This is a genomic window from Paraburkholderia sp. GAS32 (assembly GCF_050434225.1).
Lineage (GTDB): Bacteria > Pseudomonadota > Gammaproteobacteria > Burkholderiales > Burkholderiaceae > Paraburkholderia > Paraburkholderia madseniana.
Window position 1 is genome coordinate 1 of record NZ_JBNPVS010000020.1, and the last position, 13,152, is coordinate 13,152.

Consider the following 13,152-nt stretch of genomic DNA (forward strand, 5'->3'; position numbering starts at 1 on the left):
CAAATTCATCGATCTCTTCTGTCATTGCGATCGCCCGCAGTCTCTATTACTTCATACTACCAGGTATCGCTTTTTATTGACACAGTAAGACTAGGTATCGCAAACAAAACTGCGCAAGGAAGCTTGAGAAGATGATCGCGCAAGCCAATGAGAGTAACGCCGCGTGGGTATCGAGACTTGTGTCGATCCGGAAACGCAGTTCGCCAAAGCCGGCCGGCCACTGGAGAACCTGAAGTCGATACAGTCGTGCTGATCCAGCTCTTCCAGTGTCGATGGCAGTCCGTGCTTTTCGGCATAGGCACGGGATGCGCGGAGTACCATCTGCATTGGAATCAACAGTTTCGACGGGGCGCTCCGGTTTCATCTGACTATTTAGATTGTCGCCAAACTGGAAACACCGTGTGTACCTGTACCACCCTACCGTCACCCTCTGCGCTCATCTACCATTGAAGCGGCGTTGCCTCGTAGGCTAACCAGGAATCGGAGCGCGCGTCACGGACCTCGAGAGTGCACCATGGACAACAACAAGCTGGAAGCCCCCCCGCTCTCCCTCCTCGACAGGTATCGAGGCCGGGATTTTCATCCACTGTACACAACGACTGTCACCGTTTCGGGCGGCGAGACGGGACACGGCCGCGCATCTGGAGTGGCTCGTTCAGATGACGGAAATCTTGTTGTTGAACTGCGGCTGCCCGCTGAGTTCGGTGGACCCGGTAACGGGACCAATCCCGAGCAGCTGTTCGCGGCGGGCTTTGCCGCGTGCTTTCACGGCGCACTGAACCTGCTCGGGAAACGCGCCGCCATGGAGATCAACGAGACTGTTGTGGAGGTGCAGGTTTCGTTTGGTCGTGATCCCATGGACGGAGGCTATGCATTGGTCATCGACGTCCGGGTCCGGATGCCCGGCGTTGACCGACGCGTAGCGGAAGAGATGGTTCGAGCTGCCGAGCGCTTGTGCCCGTATGCAAAGATGGCCAGACAAGGGACCGTCAATATCGTGACCGTCGTTGGCTGACGTTATTGGCTGACCCAAGCGACGGTGGCGTGTGATCGTCTGTTGAAGACGTTCATTGCCACCGTCGCCACACATCGCTGACCCACTCTGCTCACCGCAACAGCTTTGGTGACGCCTACCGGTTAGCCGAGGGAAGCCTGCGGGTTGCCCGCTGCCAACGCTTCGGTACGGTTCGGCGCGGGCGGGTAGATCCACTGCGTGTTGATCATCTGTTTGCGCACCTTTCCTTCGGCGTGCGTCAGCTTGATCTGTCGATCCCAGCCTTCCGAGTAAACGGCACCCCATTCGCCAAGGTCGAGGCAAGTCGCATAGAACGGCTGTCTGTATTCCAGTGTCGGTACACCGATCAGGTCTGCAGCCACGTTGTGCCCGCCGAATTGCCCCATCACGATAGCGTGTTGACAGGACATCAATGCATAGTGCCCGTCATCGTCGCTTCGGGCTCGCGCCACATCGCCCGCTACAAACACATCGGGCGCTTCGGCCACGCGAAGATCAGGTGTCACCTCGACGCGCCCAAGTGGGTCAAGATGCGAGGAAACTTGCGCTGTCAGTGAGCTGGCACGCATTCCGCCCGCCCAGATCACGGTCATGGCTTCGATCCGGGTACCCGACGCAGTGTGAACCCCGTCCGCATCGACCGACACTACGCCAGATCCAAGTACCGCCTCGACGCCCAGCGAGTCAAAGGCTTCAGATACATACGGCCGAGGATTGGGACCTAGATCGGGACCAATGTCGTCCTGCGATCCGATCACGACGACACGAACCGCCGCGTCAGCACCAAATAGCTCGCGCATTCGCTTTGGCAATTCAGTAGCGACCTCGATACCCGTAAAGCCACATCCGACGACTGCGACAGTGTTGCGTGCTGGCGAATCCGGCAGTTTCACCAGCTCTGCGAAGTGATTGTCGAGCGCTACCGCGTCCTCAATGCGATCGACAGAGAATGCGTACTCCGCCAGACCTGGAACCGGTGGCTTGTTCAACCTGCTGCCACTGGTCAACAGCAACCGGTCATAGGCGAGCGAACGCGTTGACCCGTTGGCCGATACGACATTTACCGTCTTGTCATGAACGGATATCTCTTCGACACTGCCTTCCAGAAAATTCACGCCCACGGCGTCCAGCAGCGAACGCAGCGGTGCGGCCATCCGCTGCGGCTCGCTTTCGTATAGCCGCGGACGGATCTGCAATTCCGGTTTCGGGGAGATCAAGGTGATTTCAACGTCACTGTTCCTTACACCGGCACCATCGAGCACACGAGCTGCGCCTAGTGCGCCCCACACTCCAGCGAAGCCGGCACCTACTATCAAGATTTTCTGCGACATGATTATTGCCTTCGGTTGGAAAATTACGAAGTCGATGATAAGCACCGAACTCATAGCAACAGGTGCCTGGTTTGTTCATCGGCGAGTTCCGAGATGACTGAGCATGATTCCCGGACTCGGAGAACGATGGTGGCCGCAAGCCCAATCGACATCACAGACATCGCTTGCGCGGCACCGTCAGGGTGGATCGTAGACTCGGACATCGAGGGCCAGTAGCCCCGTGAGCGAACTCACCATGTTGCCTCGACGACAACAATCAACGAATATCTCTTTGCGCATGAAGATCCGCAGCCTGTCCGAAGTCGCCGCTCGAATGGCCAGGAAGAACACCGATGCGACGTGCAACCGCCAGACGAAACGCATGGCAGTGCGGAAACACTCGTGAGCACGTGGCCGACGGCCGCGTAACTGGGCGTGGATGGACATCTGTACAAAGAACGGATTCACCAAAGCCGGCTCGTTGTTTTGTGCGTGGTAGCATGGCCGGCATCATCGGACTCGACGCCGTCGCGTGCACCGCCGGTCCGGAGAAAGGAGGAGAGATGAGTTTGGGGTCGCATTCGACATCTTCCCAAGGTTCAAGCACCCGCAAGGAGCCCGTGGTCTATGTGGTCGACGACGACGAGTCGATTCGCTTCGCCCTCGGCGGTCTGCTGCGCTCAGTCGGGCTACGGGTGGAGACATTCGAATCGTCGCGGGACTTTCTCGCGTTCCCGAAGGGCGACTCCCCGAGTTGCCTGGTTCTCGATGTCAGGCTGCGCGGCGAAAGCGGCCTTGCCGTTCAGGAACAGATTGCGAAGAGCGGCGTGCGTATGCCGATCGTCTTCATGACAGGGCATGGCGATATCGCAATGACGGTCAAGGCGATGAAAGCCGGGGCAGTCGATTTCTTCGCGAAGCCGTTTCGCGACCAGGACATGCTGGATGCGGTTACCAATGCGTTGGCGCGCGACAGTGAGCGCCTCGCGGCCGAACAATCGACCGCGGCGGTTCGTGCCGCCTACGAATCGCTGACGCCGCGCGAGCGAGAAGTCATGGGGTTCGTCGTGGCCGGACTGATGAACAAGCAGATTGCCGCCGAGATGAATCTCAGTGAGATCACCGTGAAGATTCACCGTGGCCAGGCCATGAAAAAGATGGCAGCGCGATCCGTCGCTGATCTCGTCAGAAAATCGGAATCGCTGGGCGTCAATCCACAGCCCCAGAAGTCGTCTTGACAGGCGACATCGGGAGCGCCGTTCCGGCATGTCGTCGGTCCGCTACGGCAGATCCAGCGCGACGCTGAGCCAATGCGCAAAGGCGTCGGCATCAACCGGCTTGTCGAGTACAGCCAGTGCACCATTCGTCATGGCCTTCGCCTTCAGGTCGGCCGCCGGGAACGCCGTGATGAATATCGTCGGCGGCGCATATCCGAGTACCAGTATGCGGTCGCGCATCTCGACCCCCGACATGCCTGGCATCATGACGTCGGAGATCAGGCATGACGTCTCCGCTATGTAGCCGGATTGCAGAAATTCCTCCGCCGACGCGAACAGGCGTGTATGCCTACCGAACGAGCGCACGAGAGTCGCCATCGCAAGGCGGACGGCCTCGTCGTCGTCGACAATCGAAACTACCTGAGCGGAACACAAGACCAGCCTCGACTTTTAGAATAGGGAGTGCACGTAGCCAAAACACCGCCGCGCTCTGCAAGAACGCCACCGCGTGCTTCTACGATACCCAGCGTAATTCTCGTACCGATGACCGAGAATCATACAAACGTGTTAATGCGCCGCAAGCACATCGCTCAATCGTGCTTCAAGGTCGTCCAGGCCAGGTAAGGCCTGTGGGTCCGCTGCGACGGCAACCTCATACTTCAATATGACCGCGTACCGTGCATCGAACCGTGTGACGGGATCGCTCCACATTCGGATCGACACGCGCATGACACAGGCAAATGCGCGCCGTGTGGAGTTGCGAGACTGCCTTATCCATTGCGTGCCCGTCGACAACCCGGATCTGCGCAGCGCTTACGGCGTTGCCCCATGGACGGAAGCAACCGTTGATGCAGGTTCCAGCACCACTGCTCGCAATAGATGCTCGAAAATGGGGCGTCGGACGATCCGTGCCTGAAGCTCGCCGACACCTTGCGGGGGGTGTCCCCGTCCCGCGGGTTATACGTTTGTATGAGTGTTCGAAGCCTATGTACAGGCAGCGCCACCCGTCCGTAGAATGGTTTTGTGACGACCGCGCGCCTACCCTTGTCTCACGGCCGGTGCGCTCGCAACCCAGCGAAGCTTGGCGACCAGTCTCGAAGGGAAAAACCATGTTCAACGGACTGCACAACCGCATCCTGATCGGTGGAAATGCATGCGACGAGTACACGTTCGTAGGTGGCCTGGCAGAAACGTATATCGGCGAGCAGTGGATCTGCATCGTATTTGCTTGCAGTAACGGATGCAACGCAAAGCTCAAACGAATACGGTGAAGGAAGCGGGAGACATCAATGGATCAATCGGATACATTGCAGCGCGGCCTTCGCGTGGGCTTGCCCAGTAGCGCTGACGCCTTGTCTACCTGTTTCGCGACGAGCTACGCGGGGATCATCGCGTTCATGGCGGTCGCTACGGAGGGAAGCTTCGCCAAAGCCGGGGAACGATTGGGGGTTGGACGCTCGGCTGTCTGTCGAAATGTTCAGAAGCTTGAAATGCAGCTAAGCACTCGCCTGTTTCTCCGAACGACAAGGACAACAAGCCTGACGCAAGAGGGCGAGAGGTTCTTCGAGAACTGCAATCAGGGTGTGACCCATATCGTCGAGGCGATGAACGACATGCTGGATCTCCGCGAGGGTCCGCCTCGCGGCTTGCTTCGCATCAGTTCAACGGTTGGATTTGGACGCAAGGTGGTTGCCCCGTTGCTTTCCCGGTTTTCCAAGGCCTACCCAGATATCGCCGTCGACCTGCTTCTGGATGACAGGCCAGCCGATTTCGCTGCAGAACAGATCGATGTCGCGTTTCGCGACGGGTGCATCGAGGACTCCAGCATCATTGCGAAGCAGTTGATTCCCATGCAGATGGTACTCTGCGCATCCCGTGCCTACGCTGAAGAGCGGGGACTGCCATCGACGCTCGAAGAGCTGGGTCAGCATGACTGTATCAACTTCAGGTTCTCCAGCGGTCGCGTCTTCGAGTGGGAGTTCAAGGTAGAAGGCCATGTGCGAAAGTATCTGCCGACCGCCAGATTGACTTTCAGTGACGCAGACCTGGTGTTGACGGCAGTCCTGGATGGTCGTGGAATCGCCCAGATGCCCGGATATCAGATATGCGATTACATTGCACGCAACGAGCTTGTCATGGCTCTAAGGCAGCATGTGCCGGACGACCGGGGCCACTACATCTGCTATCTTTGCCGACAACACTTGCCGTCACGCATTCGCGTGTTTGTCGATTTCATGACGGAAGAGATTCGGGCGCTCGACCTGAATTACCTGACCGTGTTCAACGGGGATGACATCGAGACTTCCGCAGGTAAGATGGCGGCGTGAATCTGGCGTCGTCGCTGTGCGCGGCCGGCGCGATCATCCTCCAGGCGTCGTTCGCGACGCTGGCCTCCCACGCGCTGGACGCGTGTTTCCGCGATTGCTGACGGACGTAGCGCTGTCATCGGGGATGTGTGACGTGTCTGCTCCGCGCCCGGGAGTCTCGGCCGCCTTTGCCACGTTCATCCGACCACACTCAATGGCGCCTCGGTCGTCGAGGTGTATCATGCCGGAATTCCTGCACCTGCAGCGTTGGTAATCGATGAGATGCCATGCTGTAAATCGATTTCGGAGCGTACCCCGCGCCGATCATGCGGACGGATGTAGCGTCCAGACCAATGTCGGGTAGCAGTGTGCGGCAGATGAAGGCCTACATTTGTTTCCGGCGCCAATGGGTAACCTACTCCAGACCTTGTGGGACGATGGCGAGCGCGTTTTCTGCCGCGGGCAGCGCCCGGGCAAGGGCGACGGCCAAAACATCCTGCTTGTGCGGCCCGCCGCCGAACATCCACTACCGGCCAGCCTTGATCGCCTCACTCACGAGTTCGGCCTGAAAGACGAACTCGATGACGCATGGGCGGTGCGGCCGCTGGAACTGGTGCGCGAAGGCGGCCAGACCCTGCTCGTGCTCGAGGACCCCGGCGGTGAGCCGCTTGCGCGGCTGCTCGGCGCACCCATGGAAATGGGAATTTTTTTACGGCTTGCCGTGAGCATCAGCGCGGCGCTGGGCAAGCTCCACCAGCAAGGCCTTGTCCATAAGGATCTCAAGCCCACTCATATCCTGGTGAACTGCGCCGACACACAGGCGCGGCTCACCGGATTCGGTCTCGCCTCGCGGCTACTACGCGAGCGGCAACCGCCCGAGCCGCCCGAAACCATCGCCGGGACGCTCGCCTACATGGCACCCGAGCAGACCGGACGGATGAATCGTTCGATCGATTCGCGCAGCGACCTCTACGCTTTCGGCGTCACGCTTTACCGGATGCTGACCGGCGCACTGCCGTTTACGGCCGCCGACCCCATGGAGTGGGTGCACTGCCATATCGCCAGAAAGCCGGTGCCACCCAGCACGCGGATGGAGACCGTACCCGCCGCGGTCTCCCACATTGTCATGAAGCTGCTCGCCAAGACGGCCGAGGAGCGCTACCAGACTGCCGCCGGTGTCGAGCGTGATCTGCAGCACTGCCTGGCCGACTGGCAGCGTCAGCGCCGCGTCGATGCCTTCCCACTAGGCAAACACGACATGCCTGACCGGCTGCTGATTCCCGAAAAGCTGTACGGGCGGGAGCGCGAGGTCGACACCCTGATCGCCGCGTTCGACCGGATCGTCAGGAGCGGCGCGCCGGAACTAGTGCTCGTCTCCGGCTATTCAGGCATCGGCAAATCCTCGGTCGTCAATGAACTGCACAAGGTGCTGGTGCCGCCGCGGGGGCTCTTCGCATCCGGCAAGTTCGACCAGTACAAGCGAGACATCCCCTATTCGACGCTGGTGCAGGCTATTCAAAGCCTGGTACGGCCGCTGCTCGGCAAGAGCGACGCTGAGCTGGCGATCTGGCGCGGTGCGTTTCTGGAGGCGCTGGGCCCGAATGCGCGGCTCATGACCGACCTCATTCCTGAACTAAAGCTTATTATCGGTGACCAGCCGCCGATCCCGGCGCTTGATCCGCAGCAGGCGCAAAGCCGTTTCCAGTTCGTGTTCCGCCGATTCATCAGCGTATTTGCCCGGGCGGAACATCCACTTGCGCTCTTTCTCGACGATCTGCAGTGGCTCGACGCGGCGACACTCGACCTGCTCGAAGATCTATTGACTCAGGCGGACGTGCAGTACCTGATGCTGATCGGCGCTTATCGCGACAACGAGGTCGAAGCCGCGCATCCGCTAGCGGTCAAGCTTCAGGCCATCAGGAACGCGGGCGTCAAGATCGATGAAATTGCACTGGCGCCGCTCGCCAGTTCGCATGTCAGACAGTTGATCGCGGACGCGCTTCACAGAGAGCCGAAACGCATCGAGCCCCTGGCTCAACTGGTGCATGACAAAACCACCGGCAATCCGTTCTTCGTGATTCAGTTTCTCTATTCGCTTGCCGAGGAGGGCTTGTTCCACTTCGACCATGACGCGGCGTGCTGGTCCTGGGATCTCGATCGCATTCGTGCCAAGGGTTACACCGACAATGTCGTGGACCTGATGGTTGGCAAGCTGACCCGCCTGCCGGCGGAGACGCAGCAGGCGTTGCAGCAGCTTGCCTGTCTCGGCAACGTCGCCGGGATCACGAATCTTTCGACCGTTCTCGGCATCCCGGAGGCGCAGCTCCACGCGGCGTTGTGGGAGGCGCTCCGTCATGAGCTGGTCGAGCGGCTGGACGGATCCTGCGCGTTTGTTCACGACCGGATTCAGGAAGCCGCCTATTCGCTGATCCCCGAAGCCTCGCGCGCCGAGGCCCATTTGCGGATCGGGCGGCTGCTCGCTGCGCAGACGCCCCCGGAAAAGCAGGAGGAGTCGATCTTCGAGATCGTGGGTCAGCTCAATCGCGGCGCCGCGCTGATCACCGAGCAGGACGAACGGGAGCAACTGGCCGGTTTCAACCTGCTCGCAGGCCAGCGCGCCAAGGCGTCGACAGCCTATGCCTCGGCGCTCACCTATCTCGTCACCGGTGCGGAACTATTGAACAACGATTGCTGGGAGCGCCGGCATGGAGAGATCTTCGCGCTGGAACTGAATCGGGCCGAATGCGAATTTTTGACCGGGCAGTTATCGGTCGCAGACGAGCGCCTCACGGCGCTGTCGAATCGCGCCACGACAACGGTCGAACAAGCCCTCGTCGCGAGCCTGCACATCGATGTCTGCACGACCCTCGATCAAAGCGACCGCGCGATCGCTGTTTGTCTCGCCTTCCTCCGGCGCGTCAGCATCGAGTGGCCGCCCCATCCGACCGACGAGGAGGTGCGGCGCGAGTACGATCGCATCTGGTCGCTGCTTGCAGGCCGGACCATCGAGGAACTCATCGATTTGCCGCCGATGGATGATCCGGCATCCCTCGGGACTGCCGGTGTTCTGAGTAAGGGTTTCTCGCCGGCCTTGTATACCGATGCGAACCTGGCTGCCCTCATGAGCTGCAAGGCGGTCAGTCTCAGCCTCGAGCGTGGCAACTGCGATGCGTCCTGTTTCGCCTATGTCATGCTCGGCAAGATAGCCGGACCGCGTTTCGGCGACTACCAGGCCGGATTCCGACTCGGACAGCTCGGCTACGAACTGGTCGAGCGACGCGGGCTAAAACATCTTGAGGCGAGAACGTACGCTTGCTTTTCCGCTTTCGTCGTGCGCTGGATGAAACACGTGCGGGCTTGCCGTGATCTGCTGCGCCGCGCGTTCGAAGCGGCGAACCGCATCGGAGACCTCACGTCTGGGGCCTACGCGTGCAACAATCTGAATTCGGACCTCCTCTTCGCCGGCGAGCCGCTGCCTGAGGTGCAAGGCGAAGCCGAAAATGGCCTCGCGTTCGCCGAGAAGGCACGGTTCGGTCTTGTCATTGACATCATCACCACGCAACGCTCGCTGATCCGGACTCTCCGGGGACTCACGCCGCAATTTGGCTGCCTTGACGATGAGCAGTTTGATGAACTTCGGATCGAGCGTCGTTTTTCAGAAAATCCGGAACTGGCGATCGCTGCGTGTTGGTACTGGATCCGGAAATTGCAGGCACGCTATCTTGCAGGCGACTATTCGGTTGCCATGGATGCCGCATCGAAGGCGCAACCCCTGCTCTGGACCTCATCCTCGTTTTTTGAGGAAGCCGAATATCACTTTTACGGTGCGCTGGCCCACGCCGCGTTGTGCGACTCCGTCCCGGTCGGCGAGCACCCACAGCACCTGGACGCTGTAGCGGCGCATCACAGGCAACTGAAGATCTGGGCGGAGAATTGCCCGGACAATTTCGAGAACCGCGCCGCACTGGTCAGTGCCGAGATTGCCCGCATCGAAGGCCGCGTGATCGACGCCGAGCAGTTCTACGAGCAGGCCATCCGCTCGGCACAGGAAAGCGGCTTTGCCCATAACGAGGCGCTCGCCAACGAACTCGCGTCCCGATTTTACGCGGCACGCGGTCTCGAGAAGATTGCCCGTGTGTATTTACAGGACGCCCGCTACGGCTACCTGCGTTGGGGAGCAGACGGAAAGGTAAGGCAACTCGAGGAGAGGTATCCGTACCTGGCGACGGAAGAGCCCACGCCCGGGCCGACGACCACGATCGCAGCGTCCGTTGAACACCTCGACCTCGCGACCGTGATCAAGGTGTCGAAGGCCGCCTCGGGCGACATCGTTCTGGAAAAGCTGATCGACATGGTCATGCGTACGGCAATTGAACAGGCGGGCGCGGAACGAGGTCTGCTGGTTCTGTCGGACGGCGGCGAACAACGGATAGCGGCAGAAGCGACGACAGGCGCTGAAGCGACCCAGTTGCAACTGCGCGATGTGCCGGTGAGCGCGGCGATGCTGCCGGAGTCGATCGTCTACCATGTCTTGCGCACCGGGGAGAGCATCTTCATCGACGATGCCGCAGCCGAGTCGTCGTTTTCTGCAGATCCCTACATCCGTGCGCATGGCGGCCGTTCCATTCTCTGCATGCCCCTAATGAATCAGGCGAAGCTCACGGGCGCGCTCTACCTCGAAAACAATCTGGCAGCCCGCGCGTTCAGCCCGGCCCGGATCGCCGTACTGAAGCTGCTGGCCTCGCAGGCCGCAATTTCGCTGGAAAATGCCCGTTTGTATCGCGACCTCGCAGAACGTGAAGCGAAGATCCGGCGTCTCGTCGACGCCAACATCATCGGAATCATCGTCTGGAATGCCGATGGTGACATTCTTGAAGCCAATGACGCATTTCTTCACATGGTGGGATACGAGCGGGACGATCTTGTCTCCGGTCGCGTACGCTGGAGGAATCTGACACCGCCGGAATTGCATCAAGGCGATGAACAAGCCCTGGCAGAGGCCATGCAGACAGGGCGCGCGCAGCCCTTCGAGAAGGAATACATCAGAAAGGATGGCAGCCGTGTGCCTGTCATGGTCGGCGCGGCCACTTTCGAGGCGAGCCGGAAGGAAGGCGTCGCCTTCGTGCTCGATCTGACCGAGCGCAAGCAGGCGGAGGAAAAGGTCCACGAGAGCGAGCGGCGCTATCGCGAGGTGCAGACGGCGCTGGCGCACGCGAACCGCGTGGCAACCATGGGGCAACTTACTGCCTCGATCGCTCACGAAGTCAATCAGCCAATCGCCGCGACAGTGACCAACGCTCAGGCTGCGCTGCGGTGGTTGGGCGCACAACCTCCTGACATCGACGAGGTCGAGCAGGTGCTCAGCCGCATTATCAAGGATGCCAATCGGGCGGGGGACGTGCTCGGGCGGATCCGTGGGCTGATCAGGAAGACGCCGCCGCAGAAGGAACCTGTGGACATCAACGAAGCGATCCGCGAGGTGATCGAGCTTACCCGTGGCGAAGCCACGAAGAGCGGCGCCTCAGTGCAAACTCAACTCGCTGAAGGTTTGCCATTCATCGAAGGAGACCGTGTCGAATTGCAACAAGTGCTCCTCAACCTGATCGTCAACGCGATCGACGCGATGAGTGGTGTCAGTGATGGCGTACGGCAATTGCTTATCGGCACAGGAAAAGCCGATTCGAACTGCGTGCTCGTGACAGTACGCGATTCGGGACCGGGCTTTGCTCCGCACACCGCCGAGAGCGTCTTCGCCCCCTTCTACACCACGAAGCCTACGGGTTTGGGGATGGGGCTGTCGATCTGCCGTTCGATCATCGACGCGCATGGCGGTCGATTGTGGGCGAGCGCAAACCAACCCAGCGGCGCGGTCGTTCAATTCACCGTGCCCGCCCATCCAGCCTTTCTATCGTGATTGCCGCGCAGCGCGAGGACCTCCTGCAGTTCGGGCCTGCGCCGACGTTCGAATGTCCGAGCGCGCGTGCAGACTAGTGTCCGCAGATCGCGTGTGCTGCAAAAGGGCGGCACTTTCCACTGGGTGAAAGCCCTTGAGCCTGCCTTCGATTGGTGCCGGGCGGGCAACACCGCGTGTCTGTTTGCGTGTCTACCGCAACAGGTGCCGCACGCCTACGATGACGATGTGCTTTAACGAGCCTGGCGCATGCTCAGGGTACCTCCGACCGGCAACACCGAGTATGGCCGCGCGCCGGGAACCCGTTGCACGACGGACAGTGCGTCGCACAGCGCCAGCTATCTGTAGCCATCTGTCTCAAAGCAGCCCGAGCGCCGGTCACTAAAGTGCACGTCGAGAGGGGGAGGTCGCGGATCAGATCGACTCAGCCGCGATAAGACCCAGATTTCTAAGCGACCAACTGACCATCATGCGTACCATCCAGATTCTGCTTCAAACGACCATCCTGCCTAACGACGACGACTGGTCGATTGCGCGGTTCAGCCGCCTGGCAGAACTACTGCGAACGCATCAAGCTTCCGAAGGGCGCGTGACGTTCAATGTCGTTGCTCGGGACCGCGAGCGGCTCGGGCAACCGGACCCGATTCTTTCTCGTCTCGATGAAACCGGGTTCGACGAGTTGTGGCTGTTTGCCGTTGACGAAGGCGACGGTCTGACCTCCGAAGATTGCGAGGGGATCACGCGATTCCGACGGGCAGGTCGTGGTTTGTTGGTCACCAGGGATCACATGGATCTGGGCAGTTCGCTGTGCAGTTTGGGCGGCGTGGGCAAGGCACACCACTTTCACACGCGCAATCTAGATCCCGACCGATCCAGACGTGTGGCCGACGACCCGTTCTCAACCCACATCTCCTGGCCCAATTTTCACTCGGGCACAAACGGAGACTTTCAGGAAGTCACGATCGTTGGACCCACACATCCCGTATTGGCGGACCCTGACTCTCCTTGCGGCGCAATCCGGTTCCTGCCCGCACACCCCCATGAGGGCGCCGTTGACGCTCCTGACGACGAACCAGCTCGAGTGATCGCACGAGGCAAAAGCAAAGTAACAGGAAAGAGTTTCAATCTTGCAGTCGCATTCGAACCTTCGGTCCGGGGAGGTCCCGCAGTCGCCCAAAGTACCTTTCATCATTTTGCCGACTACAACTGGGACTCGCGACTTGGTTGTCCGAGCTTTGTGACCGAACCTCCTGGGAACGGGATGCAGACCGAGCGGCAAGCTCTGCGGGACATCCACCGTTACTCGGTCAACGTCGCGCTGTGGCTGGCTGGAGCGCTCTAAAGCTATTTGCGCCGAGTAGGACTATCGAAGCGAGCCATCGGGGCTGCGGCG

At 60.2% G+C, this 13,152-nt stretch carries 7 protein-coding genes and 1 pseudogene; 5 read left to right on the forward strand and 3 right to left on the reverse strand.

From position 1 onward, the window contains the following. Positions 1-213: 213 nt before the first annotated feature. Positions 214-345, reverse strand: a pseudogene (locus tag P3T25_RS23150) (LysR family transcriptional regulator); the annotation flags it as partial. 169 nt (positions 346-514) lie between these two features. Between P3T25_RS23150 and P3T25_RS23155 the strand changes: the two are divergent. Next, positions 515-1,015 (forward strand): Ohr family peroxiredoxin, encoded by a 501-nt coding sequence (locus tag P3T25_RS23155; RefSeq protein WP_171928986.1) that lies wholly within the window; start codon positions 515-517, stop codon positions 1,013-1,015. Positions 1,016-1,137: 122 nt separating this feature from the next. Here P3T25_RS23155 and P3T25_RS23160 read toward each other — a convergent pair whose 3' ends face one another. Further along, the gene (locus tag P3T25_RS23160; RefSeq protein WP_429359047.1) at positions 1,138-2,346 is read right to left on the reverse strand and encodes an NAD(P)/FAD-dependent oxidoreductase; all 1,209 of its coding nucleotides are present in this window, start codon (positions 2,344-2,346) and stop codon (positions 1,138-1,140) included. Positions 2,347-2,888: 542 nt separating this feature from the next. Here P3T25_RS23160 and P3T25_RS23165 point away from each other — a divergent pair. Further along, the gene (locus tag P3T25_RS23165) at positions 2,889-3,563 is read left to right on the forward strand and encodes a response regulator transcription factor (RefSeq protein WP_171928999.1); all 675 of its coding nucleotides are present in this window, start codon (positions 2,889-2,891) and stop codon (positions 3,561-3,563) included. Positions 3,564-3,605: 42 nt separating this feature from the next. Here the strand turns inward: P3T25_RS23165 and P3T25_RS23170 are convergent, their stop codons facing one another. Continuing rightward, positions 3,606-3,977, reverse strand: a complete 372-nt coding sequence (locus tag P3T25_RS23170) for a response regulator transcription factor (protein WP_171928987.1) — start codon at positions 3,975-3,977, stop codon at positions 3,606-3,608. A gap of 854 nt (positions 3,978-4,831) precedes the next feature. Between P3T25_RS23170 and P3T25_RS23175 the strand changes: the two genes are divergently transcribed. The 3 genes from P3T25_RS23175 (at position 4,832) to P3T25_RS23185 (ending at position 13,101) form a co-directional block, all read left to right on the forward strand. Then, the gene (locus tag P3T25_RS23175; protein ID WP_171928988.1) at positions 4,832-5,869 is read left to right on the forward strand and encodes a LysR family transcriptional regulator; all 1,038 of its coding nucleotides are present in this window, start codon (positions 4,832-4,834) and stop codon (positions 5,867-5,869) included. A gap of 385 nt (positions 5,870-6,254) precedes the next feature. After that, positions 6,255-11,762 carry a trifunctional serine/threonine-protein kinase/ATP-binding protein/sensor histidine kinase gene (locus P3T25_RS23180; protein WP_266237163.1) on the forward strand — a complete coding sequence of 1,836 codons (5,508 nt, stop codon included), beginning with the start codon at positions 6,255-6,257 and terminating at the stop codon, positions 11,760-11,762. Positions 11,763-12,228: 466 nt separating this feature from the next. Continuing rightward, positions 12,229-13,101 (forward strand): hypothetical protein, encoded by an 873-nt coding sequence (locus P3T25_RS23185; protein ID WP_171928990.1) that lies wholly within the window; start codon positions 12,229-12,231, stop codon positions 13,099-13,101. Positions 13,102-13,152: the final 51 nt, after the last annotated feature.